This window comes from Streptomyces sp. Ru62 (assembly GCF_002920615.1).
Lineage (GTDB): Bacteria > Actinomycetota > Actinomycetes > Streptomycetales > Streptomycetaceae > Streptomyces.
On record NZ_PQSU01000027.1, the window covers coordinates 25,046 to 47,678 of the forward strand.

Consider the following 22,633-nt stretch of genomic DNA (forward strand, 5'->3'; position numbering starts at 1 on the left):
ACACCGTACGCCCCGGCTAGCCGCCGAAGCGGTCGCGCAGCTCGCGCTTGAGGATCTTGCCGCTCGCGTTGCGCGGCAACTCCCCCGTGAACAGCACCCGTTTGGGCGCCTTGAACGGCGCGATCCTGGCCTTCACGTGCGCGATCAGCTCCTCCTCCGTCACCTCGCCGCGCGGGACGACGACCGCCGTGACGGCCTCGATCCACCGCTCGTCGGGCAGGCCGATCACGGCCGCCTCGGCGACCGCCTCGTGGGTGTAGAGGGCATCCTCTACCTGGCGCGAAGCCACCAGTACGCCACCGGAGTTGATGACGTCCTTCACCCGGTCCACGATGGTGAAGTACCCGTCGGCGTCCCGCACGGCGAGGTCCCCGGAGTGGAACCAGCCGTCGCGGAAGGCCTCGGCGGTCTCCTCGGGCTTGTCCCAGTAGCCCTCGCACAACTGCGGTGACCGGTAGACGATCTCGCCGGGCGTGCCCGCGGGGACGTCCTTGCCGTCCTCGTCGACCACGCGGGCGTCGACGAACAGGACGGGCCGGCCGCAGGAGTCCATCCGGCCCTGGTGTTCGTCGGGCGCGAGGACGGTGGCCAGCGGGCCGATCTCGCTCTGGCCGAAGCAGTTGTAGAAGCCGAGCTGCGGCAGCCGCTCGCGCAGGCGCTCCAGGACCGGCACCGGCATGACCGACGCGCCGTAGTAGGCCTTGCGCAGTCCGGACAGGTCGCGGGTCGCGAAGTCCGGGCGGCTCGCCAGGCCGATCCAGACCGTCGGCGGGGCGAACAGGCTGTCCACGCGCCCCGCTTCGACCAGGTCGAACAGCCGGTCCCCGTCGGGCGCGTCGAGGATCAGGTTGGTGGCGCCGACCGCGAGGTAGGGCAGCAGGAAGACGTGCAGCTGCGCGGAGTGGTACAGCGGCAGGGAGTGCGCGGGGCGGTCGCCGGCGCTGAGGTCGAGCGCGGTGATCGCGCTCAGGTACTCGTGGACCAGGGCGCGGTGCGTCATCATCGCGCCCTTGGGCAGGGCGGTGGTCCCGGAGGTGTAGAGGAGCTGCACCAGGTCCTCGGTGCGTGGCTCGGGGCCGTCGTACGGGGGTGTGGTCGCCAGGCGCGCCAGGAGGGAGTCGCCGGTGTCGCGCAGGGGCAGCGCGCGGACGCCGCCGGGGAGCCGGCCGGCGATACCGGGGTCGGTGAGCACCAGGGAGCTGCCGGACTGGCGGACGAGGTAGGCGAGGTCGTCGCCGGTGAGGTTGTGGTTGACCGGCACGTGCACCAGACCGGCGCGGGCGCAGGCCAGGAAGCCGATCAGGTACGCGTCCGAGTTGTGGCCGTAGGAGCCGACCCGGTCGCCGGGGGCGAGGCCCTGGCCGAGCAGGACCCCCGCCGCGCGGGAGACGGCCTCGTCGAGTTCCTCGTACGTCCAGGTACGGTCGGCGTACTCGACCGCGACCCGTGCCGGGGTGCGCCGGGCGCTGCGCCGCAGCACCCCGTCGACCGTGCTGCCCTGTCCCTGCGTCATGGCTCATGATCCTGGGTCCGGCGCCGGGAACGGGTCAAGCACCCGGACGGCGCGAACGCCGACCCGCATTGTTCCTGACACATCATCAGAGTCCTTGGAAGTCACGCGCCCCGTTGACACATCCCCTTCCTGACAGGAAAGTTTCACGGTGCATCGCAGGTGCCGAAAGATACTTTCACGCGGGAGGCCGCAGCATGACGGACGACGTGGCAGGCGGACGAGCGAGCGGGCCGACCCGCCGCCGGCTCGTCGCGGGCACCCTGGCCGCCGGCGGCGCACTCGCCCTCGGCACCCTCCCGGCGGGCCCGGCCGCCGCCGCACCCGCCTCCGGCCGCCACCCCACCCTGCGCCACGGCTCGCCGGAACGCGCCGGGCTGCTCCCCGCGCACCTGCGGCAACTCGTCACCGACGCCGAGGCGTTCCTCGCACCCTCCCCCCGGCACCCCTGGTACGCGGGCGCCGTGCTGCTCGCCGGGCGCGGCGCCACCGTGGCGCTGCACGAGCCGATCGGCATGGCGGTGCGCTACGCCCGTTACGACGAGAAGACCGACACCGGCGTCGAACTGCCGCCCGAACAGCAGCTCCCGATGACCCGGGACACCGTGTTCGACCTCGCCTCCGTCTCCAAGCTGTTCACGTCCCTCCTCGCCGTGCAGCAGATCGAGCGGGGCGCGCTGGCCCTGGAGGGGACGGTCGCCTCGTACCTCCCGGAGTTCGGACGCGCCGGGAAGCAGGCGGTGACCATCCGTCAGCTCCTCACGCACACCTCGGGCTTCCGCGCGTGGATCCCGCTGTACAACGCGCCGACGTACGAGGAGAAGCTCCAGCTCATCTGGGACGAGGCACCCCTCAACCCGCCGGGCACCGCCTACCTCTACTCGGACCTGAACCTCATCTCGCTCCAGCTCGTCCTGGAGAAGATCACCGGCCGCGCGCTGGACGTGCTGCTGCGTGACGAGATCACCGGACCGCTCGGCCTCGACAGCACCCGTTACAACCCGCCCGCCTCCTGGAAGCCGCGGATCGCGGCCACCGAGGACGCGCGCAAGCCTTGGTCAGGGCTGGACCGCGGGCTGGTGTGGGGCGAGGTGCACGACGAGAACGCGTACAGCCTGGGCGGCGTGGCCGGTCACGCGGGCGTGTTCGCGAACGCATGGGACCTCGCGGTCCTCGGCCGTACGCTGCTCGACGGCGGCCGCTACGGCCGGACCCGCATCCTGCGGCCCGAGTCGGTGGACCTGATGTTCACCGACTTCAACACGGCCTTCCCCGGCGACGAGCACGGCCTCGGCTTCGAGCTCTACCAGCACTGGTACATGGGGGCGATGGCCACCCCGCGCACGGCCGGCCACACCGGCTTCACCGGCACCTCGCTCGTGCTCGACCCCACGACCGACTCCTTCCTGGTCGTCCTCGGCAACTCCGTGCACCCCGTGCGTACCTGGCGGTCCGGTTCCGCCCCCCGGGTCGCCGCCGGCAACCACCTCGCCCGCGCGGTTCCGGTCCGTCCGGCGAACGGCCGTACGGCCTGGTTCTCGGGCATGGCGAACGCCACGGCCGCCACGCTCACCCTGCCGGCGCTGGACACCTCCTCCGGCGCGGCCCGGCTGCGCTGCGCCCTGTGGTGGGACACCGAACCGCGCTCCGACCTGGTGGCCCTGGAGTCCACCACGGACGGCGGCGCCACCTGGCACCCGGTCCCCTTCACCACCACCCGCCGCGGCGGGGACCCCGAGGACCACCCGGCGGGCACGGTCACCGGCTGGTCGGGCCGCGTCTGGCACCGGGTGGCCGCGGACCTGCCGGCCGACCCCCGGCTGGTCCTGCGTTGGCGGTACACCACGGACGCGCTCTACGTCGGCCGGGGCGCGTACGTCGACGCGCTGCGCGTCGAGTCGGGCGGGGCGGTGCTGTTCGACGGGGCGCGCCCGGCGGACGCGGCACGGATCGCGGCGGTGGGCTGGCAGGCCTCGGCCGACTGAGCCGGGGCCCCGCGGTCAGTTCCGCTCCAGCACCGCCATGGCCGCGTTGTGCCCCGGCACCCCGCTGACCCCGCCTCCGCGCACCGCGCCGGCCCCGCACAGCAGGACGTTGGAGTGCCGGGTCTCCACTCCCCAACGGCCGCTGTCCTCCTGGGCGTACGGCCACGACAGGGCCCGGTGGAAGATGTTGCCGCCGGGCAGCCGCAGGTCCCGTTCGAGGTCGAGCGGGGTCTTGGCCTCGATGCAGGGGCGGCCGTCGGCGTCGGTGGCGAGGCAGTCCGCGAGGGGTTCGGCGAGGTGGGCGTCGAGCTGGGCGAGGGTGGACTTCAGCAGTTCCTCGCGTACGGCGTCGTTGTCCCGGTCGAAGAGCCGGGCCGGGGCGTGCAGGCCGAAGAGGGTGAGGGTCTGGTAGCCGCGCCCGGCGAGGTCGGCGCCGAGGATGGTGGGGTCGGTCAGGGAGTGGCAGTAGATCTCCGAGGGCGGGGCGGCGGGGAGTTCGCCGGCGGCGGCCTGGGCGTGGGCGGTGGCCAGTTGCCGGTAGCCCTCGGCGATGTGGAAGGTGCCGGCGAACGCCTCGCGCGGGTCGGCCTCGGGGTCGCGCAGCCGGGGCAGCCGGGTGAGCAGCATGTTGACCTTGAGCTGGGCCCCCTCGACGGGTTCGGGCGCCGGGTCGCCGGTGAGGACGGCCAGTTCGTGCGGGGAGGCGTTCACCAGGACGTGGCGGGCGGTCGCGGTGCCCTCGCCGGTGGCGGTGCGGTAGACGACCTCGGCGGTCGTCCCGTCCGTGTCGATCCGGATCGCCTCGTGCCCGGTGGCGATGCGCGCGCCGGCCGCGCGCGCCGCGTCGGCCAGCGCGTCGGTCAGCGCCCCCATGCCGCCGACGGGCACGTCCCAGGCGCCGGTTCCGCCGCCGATGACGTGGTAGAGGAAGCAGCGGTTCTGCACGAGGGTGGGGTCGTGGGCGTCGGCGAAGGTCCCGATGAGCGCGTCGGTGAGGACGACGCCCCGGACCAGGTCGTCGGTGAAGGTCCGCTCGATGGCGACGCCGACCGGCTCCTCGAACAGGGCGCGCCAGGCGGCCTCGTCGTCGATGCGGCGGCGCAGTTCGTCGCGGGTGGGCAGCGGTTCGGTGAGCGTGGGGAAGACGCGCTGGGCGACGTGGCCGGTCATGCCGTAGAAGCGCTGCCAGGCCTCGTACTCGCGGTCGCCGCCGGTGAGCCGGGCGAACGCCTCCCGGGTGCGCTGCTCGCCGCCGCCGACGAGGAGACCGGTGGGCCGGCCCGCGCGCTCCGCCGGGGTGTACGACGAGATGGTGCGGGAGCGGACGCGGAAGTCCAGCCCGAGGTCGCGCACGATCTTCTCCGGCAGCAGGCTGACCAGGTAGGAGTAGCGCGACAGGCGGGCGTCGATCCCGGCGAACGGGCGGGTGGAGACGGCCGCGCCACCGGTGTGGTCCAGGCGTTCCAGCACCAGCACCGAGCGACCGGCCCGGGCCAGGTAGGCGGCGGCGACCAGGCCGTTGTGGCCTGCGCCGACGATGACGGCGTCGTACGCGCGGGTTCCCTCGTTCGCGGACATGGTTCTTCGTAGCACGCGGTGATCCACGACGGCCAGAGGCGGGCCGGGGCGGGATCAGGCCCTCACCTTGTGCGGTGCCGGACGCGCCTGCGGGCCGAGCCGCGCCATGGCCCGCAGGATGTGCTTCGGCGGGAGCTGCCAGCGCAGCCGTGCGGGGATCCGGCGGAGCACGGCCCCGGTGACGCGCAGCCGGCGGGTGACGACGGCGGGCGCGGGGGCGGGTCTGCCGTACAGCTCATGGGCGTACGGCGGCAGGGCCGCGTACGCCAGCAGTGCCACCCGCCGCCACAGCAGCTCGCGCGCCGGGACGAGCAGCGGGTGTGCCGGCGGCCGGAGGAGGAAGGCGTCCACGTCGTGGGCCTCGGGTCCGGCCGCCAGCTCCGGCCGGACCGCTTCGAAGTACGCGGCCAGCTCCGCCCGGCTCGCCGGCACGGTGTGCGGGTCGAGCCCCACCAGGCGGGCGCTGACGCGGTGTTCGGCTATGTACCGGTCGGCTTGGGCGTCGGTGAGCGGGAAGCCGGAGCGGCGCAGGACGTGCAGATAGGAGTCGATCTCCGCGCAGTGCACCCACAGCAGCAGCTCCGGCTCGTCGACGCCGTACCGCTCGCCGGTGTCCGGGTCGGTCGCGGTGAGCATGCTGTGGATCTTCCGCACCCGCGCCCCGGCCCGCTCTGCGGCCTCGCTCGTGCCGTAGGTCGTGGTCCCGACGAAATGCGCGGTCCGCATCAGCCGCCCCCAGGCGTCCCGCCGGAAGTCGGAGTTCTGCATGACGCCCCGGACCGCACGCGGATGCAAGGCCTGGAGGTACAGCGCACGGACCCCGGCGACCCACATCATGGGGTCACCGTGCATCTGCCAGGTCACGGAGGCAGGGGTGAACAGTCCGGGGTCGCCGTTGCCCGCGGATGTGCCCACAGCCACGTGACCTCACCCCTTGCCGCATCCCACCGGGCTTCTTGGGCGCAGCCTATTCGCCCACGTCCCGCGGCGGAATCGGAGCGTCGAAGACGTCGACGAGGAACTCCGAGGCCGACCGGGCCGCATCCGGTGACTGACGCGTGTGGCCGAGGTGCACGGCACCTCCGAAGTCACCCGAGCGTTTCCAGGAAGTCCGCGCAGGCGTCGGCGCAGGCCCGGCAGGCGGCCGCGGCGGACTCGGCACCGGGGTGCTCGTCGAAGGCGCGGGCGCACTCCAGACAGACCGAGCGGCACCAGTCCACCCGGACCCGGATCGCCTCCTCGTCCTGTCGGTTCTCCTCGCACAGCACGCGGCAGGTCGCGTCGCACACCTCGGCGCACATGATGCCCAGCCGGCGCGCCCGCTCCTGGTGCTCACTCCCGTCCGGGTCGACCAGGCTCGCGCGCACGGCACAGGCCCGGGCGCACTCCGTGCACGCCTGGGCACAGGTGAAACGGTCCTCCAGGAACCGGTAGAGCTGCTGCGAAGTCGGCGATGTCACACCGTGCGGGTAGCCGGGGCGGGCGGCCACAAACCACTGTCCCCCGGGACCGGATGGCGAGCACCGCCCGGCCGACCGCCGTAACCCACAGTGTCCGGGTTCGTCCGGTTCTGGCCGGGTATCCCTCTTCTATGAACACCGCATCGATGCAGCTGGCCGCGGCGAGCGGTCTGATGAGCCTCTTCCTGTTCATCGTGGCCGTGGCCGTTCTCGCGCTGCTGGCCGGCGGCTTCTGGATGACCTCGCGCGTCAGATACCGCGAGTCCCCGCGCCCCCGCCCCGAGGAACAGCCCAAGCTGCCGCCGGAGGGGCCGGTGCACGAGGTCCGGGAGAACCGGGAGTCCGCGGAGGTACCGCGGATCCCCAAGGGCGACCGCCCGCTCACCCCGTACGAGCTGACCAACATGGACACCCGGACCAACCCGTCGAAGGAGCGTCCGCGCTGGAGCAAGGGCTCCAGCGGCTCGTTCGGCGGCGGCGGACTCGGCGCCCACTGAGCTTCGGCCGCGCCGGTCCCGCCCCCCACCGATCCCCGGCAAGCCGGCCCGCGCCGGACCGCCGTGCGCCCCTAGGAGGACTTCCGGGCGGCGTCCAGGCGGCCGACGCGGGCCACGTTCTCCCGGTCCTCGGGATCCTGGCTGGGCTCGGCCGCGAACCAGGCGTCGAGGATCTCCTTCAGCACCGGTTCCGAGGTGAGCCTGAGGCTCAGCGCGAGGACGTTGGCGTCGTTCCAGCGCCGCGCCCCGTCCGCCGTGCCGGCGTCCACGCACAGCGCCGCGCGCACGCCCGGCACCTTGTTGGCCGCGATGGACGCGCCGGTACCGGTCCAGCAGCACACCACCGCCTGGTCGGCCGCGCCCTCGGCCACGTCCCGGGCGGCGGCCTGGGAACAGACCGCCCACTGCGCGTCGGCCCCGGGCCTCAGCGCGCCGTGTTCCCGCACCTCGTGGCCACGGCGTCGCAGCTCCGCGACCAGCAGACGGGCCACGGGTTCGTCCATGTCGGAGGAGACGGAGATCCGCATACCCCGGAGCGTAGCGCGTGGCGCCCGGACCCGGCCGGACATGCCGAACGGCCCCGCGGAGGGGCCGTCCGGCAGGCGTCGGGCAGGATGCGGGGGTCAGGGGTGGTCGGGCTGCTGTGCCGGAGGCACCCCGCCGCCCTCGCCCCCGCCCTTGCCGCCCTTGTCCGAGCCGTGCGGGCGGCCGCCCGCGTCCCGGCCGGCCGGCTGGCGGGCCTTCAGCTCGCCGCTGTCCTGCGGGGTGGCGCCACCCTTGTCACTGCGCCGCTGTTCGGGCTGCTGCGGATTGGACATGCGCCGGACTCCCTCCGGATGGTGCGTGATGGTGCGTGCTCCGTACGGAGCCCGGGTTCCCAGCGGGACGCGGGTGACGCACACCGGCGGTGGACCGGATTCACGGCGCCGGGTGGGTCAGCGTCCGGTGGAGGTGTTCGAGGGCGTCCAGGAGCACCGAGCGGTGGTACCAACTCAGCCAGGCCGACGTGTCCGCGGCGAGCAGGGCGAACGCCTCGGCCTGCGCGGCGGTCGTCCGGTGACCGGCGTCGGGCCAGTGCAGGGTGATCACGCCGGTGCACGAGCCGGCGGAGGAGAGCACCGGGACGCTGTGCACGGCCCGGGTGCCGGTGGCCAGCAGCACGCGCCGGCAGTCGTCGGAGAGCTGCGTGTCCGTCGCGACGTCGGGCACGCTCACCTGGCGGCCCCGGACCCGGGCCGCCGCGTCGGCCGTGCCGTCGCCCCGGCCGCGCACGAGCTGGTCCAGGAACGTCTCCGCACAGCCGTAGTGGGTCTCCAGCATCAGGGCGTTCACGGCCGGGTCCACGAACTGCACGTACCCGGCGGGTGCCTTCCCGATGGCCAGCGCCTCGTGCAGGACGGCGTCGATCATCTGCCGGCGGTAGCGCGGGTCCCGGCCGCCGCGGGCCAGCATCCGCAGCTGCGGCACCGGCAGTGAGCGGCGGCCCGGGAACCACACGTCGCCGTCCGGGGGCCGGGCCACCACCACGGCCGAGACCAGGACCCGCAGCGGCACGTTGAACCGCTGCGAGGCCTCGCGCAGCACCCGGAAGGCGCTGCCGGAGTCCGGCAGTCCGTAGCGGACCATGAGCGTGCCCTGCGCCATGCCGATCACCGGCGCGGTGCGCACCCGGGCGCGCAGCGCGCGGACCTCCTTGTGCAGGTCCTCGTACGAGGGCCGCAGCGGGTCCGCCATCTGCGACCGCCAGGCGGGCAGCTCCTCCACCCGGGAGGCGGCACGGGCCAGCTCGCGCAGCGCCTCGTCCAGGGTGGCGTACAGCCGCACGCCGTCCAGGCGGGCCAGGTGCACCGCCTCGCGGACCCCGGGGCGGGCGCGGACGATGATCAGGTCGGGGCGTCCGGTGCGTGCCCGGGTCGTCTCGCTGAGCGTGCGCAGCACGGCGGCGCCGCCGAGCTGGACGTGCGCCATGTCGAGCACGGGGCGCAGTCCGGCGCGGTCCGCCTGTTCCAGGTGACCGCGCAGCTCCTCCGACCAGGCCTGGGCGCCGTCGGCGTCGAGGCTGCCCGACATGCGCAGCAGGAGGGCGCCCTCGGCGGGCAGCCCCTCGACGACGGAGGACTCGATCACGAGGGGAGCCGGTGCCGCAGGTCGGCCGGAAGAAGGTTTCATCGCATCACCCAGACAGGACGTCCCAAAGAACTCGATCGGCCTCTTCCCGACCTGTGCGCCATTGCGCACGGTAGGCCCCGGGCCGTCGACCGCGCCATCCACCGCGCCGTGCGGCAGAGCGGCGGGCCGCGCGGTCGCTAGCCGAGGCCGCCGGGGTCCGGGCGGGCCGGTTCGCACGCCGGCTGGCACGCCCGTTCCCGTCCCGGTTCGCGGGACGTCAGGGCGTCCAGGGCCGACGCCAGGGTGGCGTGCACCCGGATGCCCGGCAGCCCGGCCGAGGTCAGGGCCTCCCGGACGTGCGGTCTGGGCTGTACGACGGACAGGGCGCGGCCGGTGTGCGCGAGGGCCCCGGTCGCCCGGTCCAGGGAGCGCACCGCGTCGGCACAGGCGAGATACGCCTCGCTCAGGTCCAGCAGGGGGTGTTCACCGGCCTGGCCGGCATGGGCCACGTGCTCGGCGAGGGCTTCGGAGAACAGCCGGGCGTTGGAGGCGTCGACCGTGCCACGGGTCTTCAGGACGCTGATGCCGCCGAGCCCCGGGCGGTGCTCGTGCACGGTCTGCAGGAGCAGCGGGGCGGGGCCGCCGGGGCGGACGCGGGCGGGTGACGGCTGACCGTCTTCCCTGGGTGATCGGGTTTCCACGGGGATCGGGCTTCCTGGAGGCGGGAGGAAGGATCAGCCGGCCGCGTCTTGACCGGGACATCACTGTGCCCGCGCGGTGCGGGGGATGCAACGACGTCCCCGGGCGTGTCGTACCGCCGTCAGGTCAGCCGACGTACCGCCGGGCGGGTGAGTCCCTGCGGGCTCTTTCGAGTGCGGCGAGCCGGCGTTCCAGGTCCGGCGGTACGGGGTCGCGCTGGCGCAGCACCCACGGCAGTCCGGCGGTGGCGTGGGCGAACGCGCGGGCGGAGGCGACGTCCCGGGGGACGGTCCGGATGAGGTGCCCGGTCCGGCGGAGCGCCGGCAGCAGCGGTCGGCGCAGCCAGGTGAACCACAGCGTGTTGCGCAGTCCGAGGACCCGCCGGGCCGTGCTGTCGCGCAGCCGGGAGGCGTGGTGGTGGACGGTGAGTTCCTCGGCGTAGGCGAGCCACCAGCCCTGGCGCAGCAGGTCACAGGCGAGCAGTTCCTCCTCGCCGCCGAGCCACAGGCCCGGGTGGAAGCCGCCGCCGGCGCGGAACGCCTCGGTGCGCAGCACGGTGGCGGCGGCGAGGAAGGAGCCGAGGGCGGGTCCGGGGAGCCAGTCGGGTCCGGACAGCGGGGACTCGCGCAGCTCGCGCACGACCGGGTCCTCGGTGCCCTCCGGTTCCACGAGGATCCGCGCGGTGACGCCCGCGAGCCGGGGACCGGCGTCCAGCAGGTCGGCGGCCCGGCGCAGACTGCCGGGCTCCCACCAGGTGTCGTCGTCGCAGAAGGCGACGTACGGCGTGCGCACCCGTTGCACGGCCAGGTTGCGGCCGATGGCGCCCAGGTTGCGGCCGGGACGCAGCAGGGTCATCTCCGGGAACTCCCGGGCGACCGCTTCGGCGGTGCCGTCGGTGGAGGCGTTGTCGGTGACGATCACGGGCGGCCGCTCGGGCAGCCGGCGCAGCAGGGTGAGGGTGCGCAGCAGTTCGTCACGGCGGTTGTGGGTGATCAGGACGACGGTCGTACGGCCGTCGGGGGCGGTCCTGGCAGAGGTCTCGGGGGCGGTACTGGTCATCGTCCGGCGCCTCCGGGTGGGGGGTGAGGGCGGGGTCGTCAGGGTCCGGCGCGTTGCGGTGGGGGTGAGGGCGGGTGGGGGGGCGTCAGCGTCCGGCGCGTTGCGGTGGGGGTGAGCGCGCCAAGTCGGTCCCGGGCACGGTTCTCGCGGCCGTCCCGGTCATTGCCCGGTGCCTCCGCGGTGGCGGCCGGCCGGCTCCCGGTCGAGCAGGCCCGCGGCGTGTTCGACGCGCGGGGGCAGGGGCCGGCGGCGGGCGAGGGCGGCCGGGAACCGGGCGACGGTCTCCTTCAGGGCGCGGCGCGCACCGGGGCGGCCGGCCGCGGCGGCCAGCGCCAGGTCGGCGCCGGCGCGCAGGACGACCGGCCAGGGGCGGCGCAGGCAGGTGGTCAGCACGTGGTTGCGCCGGACGAGGAAGGAGCGGCCGGTGCGGTCGTGGTCCTCGGGGTGGTGGCGGGCGCGCAGGGAGGGTTCGTAGGCGACGCCCCAGCCCGCGGCGGCCAGGTCGTAGGCGAGCAGGGTCTCCTCGCCGCCGAAGAAGAGCAACGGGTGGTAGCCGCCCGCGTTCAGGAACGCCTCGCGGCGGACCACGCAGGCGCAGCCGAGGAACCCGAGCACGGGGCGGCCGGGCAGGTCCGGTTCCAGTGGCAGCGGTGAGGCGGCGAGCACCGCGTTGAGGGGGTCCTCGGCGTCCTCGTCGCCGACCAGGGTGCGGGCGGCGAGCAGGCCGAGCCGGGGGTGCCCGTCGAGGAGGTCGGCGGCGCGGGCGAGGCTTCCCGGCTCCCACCAGGAGTCGTCGTCGCTGAAGGCGACGTAGGGGGTGTCGGCGTGCCGGACGGCCAGGTTGCGGCCGAGGGCACCGGTGTTGGCGGCGGGCCGCAGCAGGCGCGCGATCGCCGGGTGGCCGGCCACGGTGCGGCGGGTGGTGTCGTCGCGGGAGTTGTCCACGACGATGACCGGCGGCCGCTCGGGCAGCGCGGCCAACGCGTCCAGGGTGCGCAGCAGGCTGGCGGTGCGGTCGCGGGTGATGACGGCGACCGTGATGCGCGGGTCGCCCGGGGTCGTGGGCCGGTGCACGCGGCCCGGCGCCTGCTCAGTGGACATCCGCCACCTCCGGGCCCGTCCGCTCCTGCCGGCTGCGCACGTCCCGCAGGAGCGTCAGACAGGCCGCGGCGACCTCACCTGCGCGGATGCGCAGCAGACGGGCGTCGGGGGTGCGGCCGTGCGGGTCGCCGGGCGGGCCGGGTTTCCACAGGGCGAGGTGGTCCGGGCTCGGGGGCGGCCCCCACAGGCGCGGGGGGACCGGTCCGAACAGGGTGACGGAAGGGGTGCCGTGGGCCACCGCGAGATGGGCGAGGCCGGTGTCGCCGCTGAGCACCAGGGACGCCCCGGCGACCAGCGCGGACAGCTCCCCGAACGGCAGGCCGCCGGTCAGCACGTCGCAGCCCCGCCGGCCGCTGCGTTCGGCGACCGAGCGGACCAGGGCGTCCTCGCCGGGGCCGCCGGTGAGGACCACGTCATGGCCCGCGGCGCCCAGACACCGTACGACGGCGGCGAACCGCTCCCCCGGCCAGCGGCGGGAGCCCGAGGCCGCGCCGGGGTGCACGACGACCGCGCCCGGGGCGGGGGACGGTGTGGTGGGCCGGGGCAGCCGCAGGTCCAGGGGGTCGGCCGCGATGCCGTAGCCGTGCAGGAAGGCGCACCAGCGGTCCCGTTCGTTCGCCTGGGCCCGCCACGGCGGGCCGTCCGGGCACGCGTGTGCGAGCAGCCGGCGCGGGCGCAGGGCGACCAGGGCGTCGCGGCTCTCGGGACCGTTGCCGTGCAGGTCGATCGCCACGTCGGGGGGCGGCCGGGCCAGTGACCGAGGTCCGGCACCGCGCGGCCCGGCGCCTCGGCCGGGAACACGGCGTCGACCGCCCCGGTCGCCAGGGCGAGTTCGGTGAGCCCCGGCGGCTGGGCGAGGACGACCTGGTGGCCGGGGAAGGCCCGCCGGACGCCCCGCAGCGCGGGCACGCCGGCCAGCAGATCGCCGAGGCCCAGGGCGCGCAGGACCAGGACGGCCGGGGGGTCCGGGTGGGGATCGGGGTGCGGGTCACCGAGTGGGTCCTCCGTTGCGTGCGGAAGCCGGGGACGGGCGGCGGGCCGTGCTCCGTTCGCCGAGGCCGCCGATCCGAGCGGGCGGGACGCCTCGGTCGGGGGTGCGAGGCGCGGGCGGGATGTGCGCCGGGGCCGGGCCGGCGCACGTGCTCCGTTCGCCGAGGCCGCTCGCCCGAGGGGGCGGTACGCCTCGGTCGGGGGTGCGAGACGCGGGCGGGATGTGCGCCGGGGCCGGGCCGGCGGCCGGTTCCGGCTGGGGGCGCGCGGAGGCACGTCCCGCCCACCGACCCGCTTCCCCGGCCCAAGACCCGCACCGGACGCCCGGCACCAACGCCACACGCCGGCGCGACAGCCCGGCCCGAGGCGCGAGCCGACGCGACAGCCCGGCCGGAGGCGCGAGCGAGCCGTCCCTCGCTCAGCACCCCGCTTCCGCAGCCCGGAACCCCCGCCAGACGCCCGGCGGACGGCGGCCACCCCTTCTCCCGGGGCGGGGTGCGACGGGCCCGACCGGTCGGTGCCCGGTCTGCCGGAGCGTGGGGGCGGGGTCCGGCCAGGGGCCGTGCCGTGCTCACCTGGCGTCTCCTCCCGTGGGTGCCGGGGTCAGGGCCGCGCGGCGGGCGAGGCCGGTGGTGGAGCGGCCGTCGAGGTAGGGCAGCAGGAGGACCTGGCCGCCCCAGCTCTCCACGAGGGGCTGTTCGGGCAGCCGGGTCCGGGCGTAGTCGCCGCCCTTCGCCCAGATGTGCGGGCGGAGTTCGCCGAGGATGTGTTCGGGGGTGTCCTCGTCGAACACGGCCACGGCGTCCACGCACTCCAGGGCCCGCAGCACCCGCACCCGGTCGGCGGCCGGGACGAGCGGGCGGCCGTCACCCTTGCGGCGGCGGACCGAGTCGTCCGAGTTGACGCACACGACGAGGCAGTCACCGGCCCGGCGGGCGGCCTGGAGCAGGGCGACGTGCCCGGCGTGCAGCAGGTCGAAGCAGCCGCCCGCCGCGACCACGGTGCCGCCCGCGGCCCGTACCCGCGCGGCCGTACGTACGGCATCCGCGGTGGTGTCGCCGTCACCCGGCCCCTCCTCGGCCGTCTCCGGCTGGTCCGGGACGGCGACCGCGCGAGCGCCGCCCTCGGCGACGTACCGGGTGGCGGCGTGGACGGCGGCCTGTACGGCGGCCTCGGTGAGGGCGCCGTCGGCGAGCAGACCGGCCGCGGCAGCGGCGAACCGGTCGCCGGCCCCGCAGGGGTCGCCGGTGGCGGCGGCCGGGGTCGGCACGAGCAGCGGGGTCTCGCCGTGGGAGAGCAGGGCGCCGCGTTCGCCGAGGGTCACCGCGACGGCCTGCGCCCGCCAGGCCCGCACGAGGGCGCGGGCATCCCGGGCGGCGGTGCGCAGCCCTGCCGCGTCGCCGGGCTCGGCGTCGTCGAGCTGCCGGGCGAAGGCGCGGGCCTCCTGGGCCGAGGGCGTGGCCAGACGGACGCCGGGGACCGGGGGCCGGCCGCGCACGTGCGGGTCCCAGACGACGGGGGCCGCCGTGTGCGCGAGGGCGTCCCGGAGGACGTCGGCGGTACCACGGCCGTAGTCGGCGACGAGGACACCCCCGGCCGCCGCGATCGTGGACACCGCCTCCTGGGTCGCCTCGCGGGCCCGGCCCTCGCCGTCGTCGAGGCGGAGCAGTGGCCGGTCCCCGGCCAGGACGCGGGTCTTGCTGCTCAGGGTGCCCTCCAGCGGCACCTCGACCAGGCCGACGCGGCCGGACAGCAGCTCCCGCAGGGTGTCGCTGGCGGCGTCGGCGCCGAGGGCGGTGACCAGGGTGACGGGCCGCCCGTCGGCCGCCGCGAGGCAGGCGGCGAGCGCGGCGCCGCCCGGCCGGGAACTGCGCCGGGTGCCGTGGACGACGGGGACGGGCGCGTCCGGTGCCAGCCGCTCGGCCCGGCCGCACAGGTCGTGGTCGAGCAGGGCGTCGCCCACGACGACCAGGGGTGTCTGCGAGGCGGTCATGTGTGTCCCTTCCTGGGGGCTACGGGCGCGCCGGGCGCGGCCCGGCCGGCGCTGCGGGCACGGCCCACGAGCCGCCCCACGACACCGGGTTTGCCGTCGGCACCGGGCCGGCCATCGACACCCGGCCCACCGCCGGCACCCGGCCGACCATCGACACCCGGCCCACCGCCGGCACCCGGCCGACCATCGAGACCCCCTCGGCCATCGACAGCGCGCTTGCCTTCGGCGTGTCGCTCCCCTTCGGCGCGTCGCTCGCGCTCGCCGCCCGGACTGCCTCCCCGGCCGTGCCCGGCCGCGTCCGATCGGTCGTCGGCGCCGGGGTCCGCCGGCCCGTGGTCGGCCTCCCCCCGTTCGACGGCCTGGTCGAAGGCCTCGCAGAGCATGTGGACGGCGACCAGGTGCAGTTCCTGGACGGTGGCGCCGAGGGGGGCGTCGACGCACAGCGCGTCGTCCGCGCCGAGTTGCAGCGGGTTGGGGGCCCGTCCGGTCAGCGCCCACACCGTCAGGCCGAGCCGGTGCGCGCGGTCGGCGGCGGCCAGCAGGTTGGCGCTGGCGCCGCTGGTGGACAGCAGCAGGAGCACGTCGCCGGGGCGGCCGTGCGCGGCGGTCTGGCGGGCGAACACCTCCTGGACGCCGTAGTCGTTGGCGATCGCCGTGGTGGAGGAGGTGTCGGCGTGCAGGGCGACCGCGGAGAACGGCGGCCGGTCGTCGCGGTAGCGGCCGACCAGTTCGGCGGTGAGGTGCTGGGCCTGGGCGGCGCTGCCGCCGTTGCCCGCGACGAGCAGCCGTGCGCCCGCGCCCAGCCGCCGGGCGAGTTCGGTGCCCCAGCGCTCGATGAGCGGACCGTGGTCGCGGAACGCCTCCAGGGCCTTGGCCAGGTCGTCGCAGTGCGCAGTGGCGGTGCCGGGGCCGGTGTTCCCGTGCGCCGTGCCGGTGACGGTCTTCCCCGGACCCTTCGCCGTACCCTTCGTCGGACTCTTCATCGGACCACTCCCGAGAGCGAGCGGATGGAGGACACGGCGCCGTACACCCCGGCCACGCCGTCGGCCACCCGGTCCCAGGTGTAGTGGCCGAGCACCCGGGCGCGGCCGGCGGCCCCGTACCGGGCGAGCCGGTCGGGGTTGGCGAGGAGGGCGCGGACGACCGCGCCGAGGTCGTGGTCGTCGTCGGCCGGGACCAGGACGCCCGTGGTGCCGTCCACGACCGTGTCGAGCTGGCCGCCGACGGCGGTGGCGACGACCGGCGTGGCACAGGCCATGGCCTCCAGCGGGACGATCCCGAAGGGCTCGTACCGGGGCAGCGACAGCACCAGGTCGGCGCTGGACATCAGCCGGGGCATACGGGCCCGGCTGACCCCGCCGAGCAGGGTGACCCGGTCCTGGACGCCGTACTCGCCGGCGATGGCGTAGAGGCGGGCGGCCTCGGGTTCGGCACCGAGCAGGTCGGCCTCGGGGCCGCCGGCGATGAGGAGTTCGGCGTCGGGGACGTCGGCCAGGGCGCGGATGGCGCGGTCGAAGCCCTTGCGGGGCACGAGCCGGCCGACGGCCAGCAGCCGCCTGCGGGCGCCGGACGGGCGGGTGTGGGCGACGGGGGCGAACTGGTCGGGGTCGACCCCGCACGGCACGACGCTGATCCGGTCCTCCGGCAGCCCCATGGCCTTCAGTTCGGCCACCTCGTCGCTGCACGTGGCGATGATCCGGGCGCATTCGTGGCCGATGGCCTCCTCGACGGCGAGGCGCTGCGGCGGGCTGGTGTCGGCGGCACCCTGGTAGCGCTTCTTGACCGTGCCCAGCGCGTGGTAGGTCTGCACGACCGGGATCCCGAGGTCGCGGGCGCCCGCCAGGGCGGCCAGGCCCGACATCCAGAAGTGGGCGTGCACCACGTCGGGCGGGCTCAGGGCCCACTGCCGGGCCAGGAAGGTCCCGAACTCGGTCATGTGGGGCAGGAGTTCGTCCTTGGGGACGGGTGCGGGCGGTCCGGCGGGCACGTGCACCACCTGCACGCCGTCGATGAGGGTCACCCGGTCCGGAAGGCCCGCCGAGTCCCGCCGGGTGTACACCGTGACCCGGTATCCCTTTCTGGCGAGCTGCCGGGCGACCTGCGCCACGTACACGTTCTGGCCGCCCGCGTCCGGTCCGCCGAGCGCGGCCAGTGGGCTGGCGTGCTCGGAGACCATGGCGACGCGCCCGGCCGTGTGCGGAATGCGGCTCATCGGGTGACCTCCTTGATCAGGCGCTCCCAGTCGTCCAGGAAGCGCCGCTCTCCGTAGCGGTCCTGGGCCGCGGCCCGGGCCGCCGCGCCGGTGCGGCGCGCCAGTCCGGGATCGGCGAGGAAGGCCCGTACGGCGTCCTCCAGGACGTCGAGGCGGTTCGAGACCACCCCGGCGCCCTCGGGTATCGCCTCCCGGGCCTCCGTGGTGTCCAGGGCGACCACGGGCATGCCCAGGAACATGGCCTCCAGCAGGGACAGCCCGAGCGAGGTCCAGCGCACGGGGTGCAGGTAGACCCGGCACCGGGCCATCTCCCGGTGCAGCTCGTGCTGCGGCAGGTCCCGGGTGCGGCAGCGCTCGGGCGGCAGGCCGAGGTGCTCGGCGAGCCCCTCGGTGCGCATGCCGAAGACGTCCAGGGGCGCGGACCGGGCGAACCGGGGCAGCAGGTCGGTGCCGGTGGTACGGCCCCTGCGCACGGGCTCGTTGACCACGACGGCCGCGCGCCGCTCGGTGCCCGTCCAGAGCGCGCCGGGGTCGATGATGCCGTGCTCGACGACCTCGGTGGGGGCCTGGCCGTTGTCCCACATCAGCCGGTTGAAGTGGGTGACGTGCACGACGGGGATCGCGGACTGCCCGGCCAGCGGGTGGAGTTGGCGCTCGGGCGACTCGTCGGGGCTGTTGTGCTCGACGTACACGGCGGGCACGTCCACCCCGGGCCGGCGGCCGGTCCAGCGCAGGGCGAGGTCAAGTTCGTGCGGGCGTTGCAGGACCATGAGGTCGATGTCGCAGTCCCACAGTTCCTTCGGCGTGCGTTCCCGCACGCTCTCCGGCCAGTCCCAGGTCACGGCGCGGCCGAGGCCGTCGGGTCCGCGGTCGTCGGTGACCGGGACGAGGTAGGTGTGCGGGCCCTGCACGAAGGCGGTGAGCCAGGATCCGTGCACGTGCCAGACGAGGATGTTCATGACTGCCGCTCCTGGATGAGCTTGTGCACCGCGCGCACCACGTCCTGTCCGGTGACCTCGTCCAGACAGGGGTGGCCGGGCACCGGGCAGGTGAGGGCCCGGGTGTCCGCGCAGGGCGCCGACTGGTCGCCGAGCAGGATGACGGGGACGCCGTACGGCGCCCAGCGCTCGGCCGGTACGACGGGCGCGAACAGCGAGACGACCGGGGTGCCGACGGCGGCGGCGAGGTGGGCCGGGCCGGTGTTGGCGCTGATCACGACATCGGCCATGCGCAGCACGCCGGCGAGGGTGCGCGGGGAGGTCCGGCCGCCGAGGTCCACGGCCAGGTCCCCGCTGACCCGCCGGGTGAGGCCGGTCTCCTCGGGGCCGCCGGTGACGACCACGCGGTGCCCGGCGTCGGCGAGGAGCGTGACCGCCTCGGCGCAGCGGTGCGGGCTCCAGGCGCGCGCGGGGGCGCTGGCGCCGGGGTGCAGGACGACGTAGGGGCCGTAGCCGGTGAGGCTGCCGGTGTCCGGGGGCGGGAGGACGCGCAGCCGCCCGTCGTCCCCCGGCGGCGGCTGGAATCCCATGGCGGCGGCGGTGTCCAGCGCCGCCTCGGCCTCGTGCCGGCCCTCCAGCCTCCGGTGGCGTACGTCGAGGAGCCGGCCGGGGTGGTCCACGCTGTCGGCACCGATCCGGCCGACACCGGCGAGCCGGAGCAGCAGGGCGATGGGAAGCGGGCTCTGGTGGAAGGAGGTGAGGACGAGCGCGGTGTCGTAGGCCCCGGCGCGCAGCCGCCCCACCAGCCCGTCGATGTCCGCGGGGCTGACCGGGGGCGGGTCGAACCCCTCCCAGGGCGCCTCCCACACCAGCACCTCGTCCACCCCGGGCAGCAGCCGGGCGGCGTCCGCGCCGCGAGGGCCGCACAACAGGGTGACGTGCGAGGACCGGGCGGCGACGGCACGCACGGCGGGACCGGCGAGCAGCACATCACCGAAACTGTCGAGCCGGACGACGAGCGATTTCACGCCGACCACCTCCCGAGGGCCCGCGCCGTCGCCGACCGGGGCCGTTCGGGGGCGGACGGGTCGGGTGCGGACGGGCGGGGCCACTGCGGGGCCGCCGCTCCGGACGCGGGTGGCCGGCGTGTCCCGGCGGCCACCGCGGCACTCCGCCCGGACGGCCGTGGCCCCTCGGGTCCCTCCGCGTCCCGCCCGGAGGACCGCACCGACGACCACCGGCCCTCGGCGACCACCGCGGTGCCCTGGTGCGACCATCGCATCCCGTCGCCGGCCGGGGCCGTCCGCGCGGGTGGGGCGTGGGGGGGCCGGGGTCGCCTCGGCGGGGCGAGGCCCGCCTCCGTCAGGGCCGCGCGGACCGCGGTGAGGGGGTCGGGCGCACTCTCCGTGGCGAAACGTTCCACCTCCGCCGGCGCGGTGGCCGCGTTCGGGACCAGGACGCCCCGGGCACCGGCCGCGCGGGCGGCCAGGACGTCCGCGGCGATGTCGCCGATCACCAGGCACTCCGACGGCGGCACGCCCAGCCGGGCGGCGGCGGTGTGGATCAGGCCGGGGCGGGGCTTGCGGCAGGCGCAGCCGGCGTCGGGGGCGTGCGGGCAGAACACCCAGGTGTCCAGCCCGCCCAGCAGCTCGTCGGCGCGCTCGTTGACGCGGACCACCTGCTCCACGGTGAGCAGCCCGCGGCCGACGCCGGACTGGTTGCTGACCACCCCGGTCGGCAGCCCGGCGGACCGGGCCAGCGCCACGGCCGCGGCGGCGCCCGGCATCAGCCGCACCCGGCCGGGGTCGCCGTTGTACGGCACGTCCACGACGAGGGTGCCGTCACGGTCGAACAGGACGGCGGACAGCCTGCTCACTCGGCACCTCCCAGGGGCTCGGCGTGCCGGTGGCGGACGACTCCGCGCAGCCAGTGCCGGACGGCGAGCGGCGGGATGAGCACGCTGGTGCCGAGCATCCCGGCGATCTCGCGGGCGGTGCGCGGCCCGGGCAGGATGCGGGCGAGGGCGAACTCGGTGGTGCCGAGCGTCCACAGGGCGGCGCAGGCGGTCGCGGCCCGGCGCCGTCCGGCCAGCGCGCAGCCGGCCGCGGCGAGGGCGGCGCCGGTGACCACCAGGTGGCGGGGCAGCCGGCCGCGCGGCGCCTGCGCGCGGTCCCACCAGTCGCGGCCGTGCAGCCGGTTCATCAGGGCGTCGTCGGCGTTGCCGCGCTGCACGGGCAGCGAGGCCCACCAGTGGGCGGGGCGGACCGGGTGCCGGGTGACCCGGGTGCCCCGGGCCAGGGACCAGCCCGCCCGCTGGACGCGCAGGGCGAGGTCGGCGTCCTCGCGGAAGGCCCGCGGAAAGCGTTCGTCGAAACCACCGGTCCGCTTCAGCGCCTCGGTGCGGTAGGCCATGTCGGCGGTGGCCCAGGCGGCGTTCTCCAGGCCCTTGGTGGTGCGTTCCCAGTCGGTGGGCCGGCGGTCCAGGGGCAGGGGGACACGCAACCGCCCCTGGACACCGCCGACGTCGGGGCCGGCCTGCCGCAGGTCGTCGGCGAGCCGCCGGGACCAGTCCGGCAGCACCTGGACGTCGTCGTCCAGGAACACCGTCCACGGCGTGCGGACCGTCTGCCAGCCGGCGTTGCGGGCCGCGGCCGGCCCCCGGCCGCCGGTGCGCAGGGTGCGCACCCGGTCGAGCAGTTGTCCGGCCGGTTCCAGGGGCAGGTCGCCGTCGGGCGCGGGCCGGTCGTCCACGACGACCACCTCGTGCGGCGGATGGCCGTCGGCCGCGGCGAGCGCGCGCAGGCACTCGGCGAGGCAGGGGCGGCCGATCGTCGGGACGACGACGGTGTAGGCGGGGGCGTCGGTCATGCGAAGGCCTTCCCACGGCGGATCGCGAACGGGCCGAGCACCAGCAGGTCGACCGGGGCCGAGCCGAAGCACTCCAGGGCGTCCCGGGGGTCGTCGACCATGGGCCGCCCGGCGGTGTTGAGACTGGTGTTGACGACCACGGGCAGTCCGGTGCGCCGTTCGAAGCCCTCGATCATGCGGGCCACCAGGGGTTCCTGGGCGCGGTCCACGGTCTGGATGCGGGCCGTGCCGTCGACGTGCACCACGGCCGGGATGCGGGCCTTCCACTCGGCGGCCACGTCGTGCACGAAGAGCATGTGCGGGCTGGGCAGCGGCCCGTCGAAGATCTCGCCCGCGCGTTCGGCGAGCACCATGGGCGCGACGGGCCGGAACTCCTCGCGTCCCTTGACCGCGTTGAGCCGCTCCAGGTTCTCCGCCTTGCCGGGGTGGGCCAGCAGCGAGCGGTGTCCGAGCGCGCGCGGCCCGTACTCGCTGCGCCCCTGGAACCAGGCCACGATCCCGTCGTCGGCCAGCGCCTGGGCGGCGGTCTCGGCGATGTCGGCGGGTTCCTCGTACGGTACGGCCGCCCGCTCCAGCCACGCGCGCAGTTCCGCGTCGCTCCAGCCCCGGCCGAGCGCGGCGGTCGGCATTGGTTCCAGGGTGTCCTTCTGCCCGGCGACGTACGCCGCCGCGCCCAGGGCCGTACCGGCGTCACCGGCGGCGGGCTGCACCCACACGTGCCGGAAGCCGCTCTCCCGCCACAGCCGGGTGTTGGCGACACAGTTCAGGGCGACACCGCCGGCCATGGTGAGCGCGTCCTCGCCGGTGCGCTCGCGCAGCCACCGGGCGAGGGCCAGCATGGCCTCCTCCAGGCAGAGCTGGGCGCTCGCGGCGAGGTCGGCGTGGTCCTGGCTCCAGGCGCCGCCGGGCGGGCGGGGCGGGACGAACTCGGCCCAGGGCACCGGGCGGGCCCGGAAGCCGCCCTGGTCGTCGGCGTGGACGTACGCGCGCAGCCGGCCGGCGTGGCGCGGGGTGCCGTAGGAGGCGAGCGCCATGACCTTGAACTCGTCGCTGCTGCGCAGGAATCCGAGGTGCTGGGTGAGGTCCTCGTAGAACAGGCCGAGGGAGTCCGGCAGTCGCTGGGTGCCGAGGACGGTCAGTTCGCGGTCGGTGCAGCGGCCGGCCAGGTGGGAGCCGCATTCGCCGCGGCCGTCCAGGACCAGGACGGCGCAGTCCGGGTACGGCGAGACGGGCCCGGCGGAGGCCGCGTGCGCGACGTGGTGCGGGACGAACCGCACCTTGCCCGGATCGAGTCCGGGCAGTGCCTCGGCGAGGAAGTCCGGTGCCTCGCGGGCGTACTGCTGCCGCAGGTGGTCCCAGGGGTCGTGCAGCCCCATCTCGTCGGCGGGGCGGGCCAGCGCGGGGTCGTAGGAGTAGGCGACGGCGTCCAGCTCGGACGGGGTGAGGCCGGCCTGCTCCAGACACCAGCGGGCCGACTGTTCGGGCAGTTCCCAGGCCGAGAAGGGAACGGGCCGCTTGCCGTGCTTGCGGCGGGAGAACCGCTCCTCCTCCGCGGCCGCCACGACCCTGCCGTCGGTGATGAGGGCGGCGGCGGGGTCGTGGAAGAGTGCGTTGATACCGAGGACGTGCATGCG

Annotated in this window: 19 protein-coding genes and 2 pseudogenes; 2 read left to right on the forward strand and 19 right to left on the reverse strand. The window is 75.8% G+C overall.

What is annotated here, in order from left to right; all coding sequences use genetic code 11:
- Window positions 1–16: 16 nt before the first annotated feature.
- Window positions 17–1,513 carry an acyl-CoA synthetase gene (locus tag C3492_RS31395; RefSeq protein ID WP_103816031.1) on the reverse strand — a complete coding sequence of 499 codons (1,497 nt, stop codon included), beginning with the start codon at window positions 1,511–1,513 and terminating at the stop codon, window positions 17–19.
- A gap of 194 nt (window positions 1,514–1,707) precedes the next feature.
- Here C3492_RS31395 and C3492_RS31400 point away from each other — a divergent pair, with 194 nt between their 5' ends.
- The gene (locus tag C3492_RS31400) at window positions 1,708–3,495 is read left to right on the forward strand and encodes a serine hydrolase domain-containing protein (protein WP_103816032.1); all 1,788 of its coding nucleotides are present in this window, start codon (window positions 1,708–1,710) and stop codon (window positions 3,493–3,495) included.
- 15 nt (window positions 3,496–3,510) lie between these two features.
- Here C3492_RS31400 and C3492_RS31405 read toward each other — a convergent pair whose 3' ends face one another.
- The 3 genes from C3492_RS31405 to C3492_RS31415 all read right to left on the reverse strand — a co-directional run bounded on the left by C3492_RS31405 (window position 3,511) and on the right by C3492_RS31415 (window position 6,533).
- On the reverse strand, window positions 3,511–5,073 hold the full coding sequence (locus C3492_RS31405; RefSeq protein WP_103816033.1) for an NAD(P)/FAD-dependent oxidoreductase: 1,563 nt from the start codon (window positions 5,071–5,073) through the stop codon (window positions 3,511–3,513).
- Between the two features lie 54 nt (window positions 5,074–5,127).
- Window positions 5,128–5,925: an oxygenase MpaB family protein gene (locus C3492_RS31410; protein WP_258056018.1), complete on the reverse strand. Its 798-nt coding sequence runs from the start codon at window positions 5,923–5,925 to the stop codon at window positions 5,128–5,130.
- A 236-nt stretch (window positions 5,926–6,161) separates the two neighbouring features.
- Complete coding sequence (locus C3492_RS31415; RefSeq protein WP_103816118.1) at window positions 6,162–6,533, reverse strand: ferredoxin; 372 nt, start codon at window positions 6,531–6,533, stop codon at window positions 6,162–6,164.
- Between the two features lie 131 nt (window positions 6,534–6,664).
- On the opposite strand from C3492_RS31415, the gene C3492_RS31420 reads away from it, so the two are divergent.
- Window positions 6,665–7,030, forward strand: coding sequence for a DUF6479 family protein (locus C3492_RS31420; RefSeq protein WP_258056007.1), 366 nt, complete (start codon window positions 6,665–6,667; stop codon window positions 7,028–7,030).
- A gap of 71 nt (window positions 7,031–7,101) precedes the next feature.
- On the opposite strand, the gene C3492_RS31425 is transcribed toward C3492_RS31420, so the two are convergent.
- The 15 genes and pseudogenes from C3492_RS31425 to C3492_RS31495 all read right to left on the reverse strand — a co-directional run bounded on the left by C3492_RS31425 (window position 7,102) and on the right by C3492_RS31495 (window position 22,630).
- A complete protein-coding gene (locus C3492_RS31425; RefSeq protein ID WP_103816036.1) occupies window positions 7,102–7,557 on the reverse strand; it encodes an RpiB/LacA/LacB family sugar-phosphate isomerase in 456 nt (151 codons plus the stop codon).
- 96 nt (window positions 7,558–7,653) lie between these two features.
- Window positions 7,654–7,848, reverse strand: coding sequence for a hypothetical protein (locus tag C3492_RS31430; protein ID WP_103816037.1), 195 nt, complete (start codon window positions 7,846–7,848; stop codon window positions 7,654–7,656).
- Window positions 7,849–7,948: 100 nt separating this feature from the next.
- Window positions 7,949–9,157 (reverse strand): ANTAR domain-containing protein, encoded by a 1,209-nt coding sequence (locus tag C3492_RS31435; protein ID WP_103816038.1) that lies wholly within the window; start codon window positions 9,155–9,157, stop codon window positions 7,949–7,951.
- Window positions 9,158–9,336: 179 nt separating this feature from the next.
- Complete coding sequence (locus C3492_RS31440; protein WP_103816039.1) at window positions 9,337–9,840, reverse strand: hypothetical protein; 504 nt, start codon at window positions 9,838–9,840, stop codon at window positions 9,337–9,339.
- A gap of 124 nt (window positions 9,841–9,964) precedes the next feature.
- Window positions 9,965–10,897, reverse strand: coding sequence for a glycosyltransferase family 2 protein (locus tag C3492_RS31445; protein WP_103816040.1), 933 nt, complete (start codon window positions 10,895–10,897; stop codon window positions 9,965–9,967).
- A 159-nt stretch (window positions 10,898–11,056) separates the two neighbouring features.
- Window positions 11,057–11,998: a glycosyltransferase family 2 protein gene (locus C3492_RS31450; protein ID WP_103816041.1), complete on the reverse strand. Its 942-nt coding sequence runs from the start codon at window positions 11,996–11,998 to the stop codon at window positions 11,057–11,059.
- Window positions 11,988–12,949: pseudogene (locus C3492_RS31455) on the reverse strand (glycosyltransferase family 9 protein). The gene C3492_RS31450 and the pseudogene C3492_RS31455 overlap by 11 nt, the downstream one beginning before the upstream one ends.
- Before the next feature lie 610 nt (window positions 12,950–13,559).
- On the reverse strand, window positions 13,560–14,981 hold the full coding sequence (locus C3492_RS31460; RefSeq protein WP_103816042.1) for a PfkB family carbohydrate kinase: 1,422 nt from the start codon (window positions 14,979–14,981) through the stop codon (window positions 13,560–13,562).
- A gap of 341 nt (window positions 14,982–15,322) precedes the next feature.
- Window positions 15,323–15,964 (reverse strand): annotated as a pseudogene (locus C3492_RS46175) (SIS domain-containing protein); the annotation flags it as partial.
- Window positions 15,961–17,193, reverse strand: coding sequence for a glycosyltransferase (locus C3492_RS31470; RefSeq protein ID WP_103816044.1), 1,233 nt, complete (start codon window positions 17,191–17,193; stop codon window positions 15,961–15,963). The pseudogene C3492_RS46175 and the gene C3492_RS31470, both read right to left, overlap by 4 nt.
- On the reverse strand, window positions 17,190–18,152 hold the full coding sequence (locus C3492_RS31475) for a glycosyltransferase (protein WP_103816045.1): 963 nt from the start codon (window positions 18,150–18,152) through the stop codon (window positions 17,190–17,192). Before C3492_RS31475 ends, C3492_RS31470 begins: the two co-directional genes overlap by 4 nt.
- Window positions 18,149–19,159: a glycosyltransferase family 9 protein gene (locus tag C3492_RS31480; RefSeq protein ID WP_103816119.1), complete on the reverse strand. Its 1,011-nt coding sequence runs from the start codon at window positions 19,157–19,159 to the stop codon at window positions 18,149–18,151. Before C3492_RS31480 ends, C3492_RS31475 begins: the two co-directional genes overlap by 4 nt.
- Entirely contained in the window at window positions 19,156–20,007 is an 852-nt protein-coding gene (locus C3492_RS46700) for an HAD-IIIA family hydrolase (RefSeq protein ID WP_308461168.1), read from the reverse strand. Before C3492_RS46700 ends, C3492_RS31480 begins: the two co-directional genes overlap by 4 nt.
- Window positions 20,004–20,999 (reverse strand): glycosyltransferase family 2 protein, encoded by a 996-nt coding sequence (locus C3492_RS31490; protein ID WP_103816046.1) that lies wholly within the window; start codon window positions 20,997–20,999, stop codon window positions 20,004–20,006. Before C3492_RS31490 ends, C3492_RS46700 begins: the two co-directional genes overlap by 4 nt.
- On the reverse strand, window positions 20,996–22,630 hold the full coding sequence (locus C3492_RS31495) for a carbamoyltransferase C-terminal domain-containing protein (protein WP_103816047.1): 1,635 nt from the start codon (window positions 22,628–22,630) through the stop codon (window positions 20,996–20,998). The genes C3492_RS31490 and C3492_RS31495 overlap by 4 nt, the downstream gene beginning before the upstream one ends.
- Window positions 22,631–22,633: the final 3 nt, after the last annotated feature.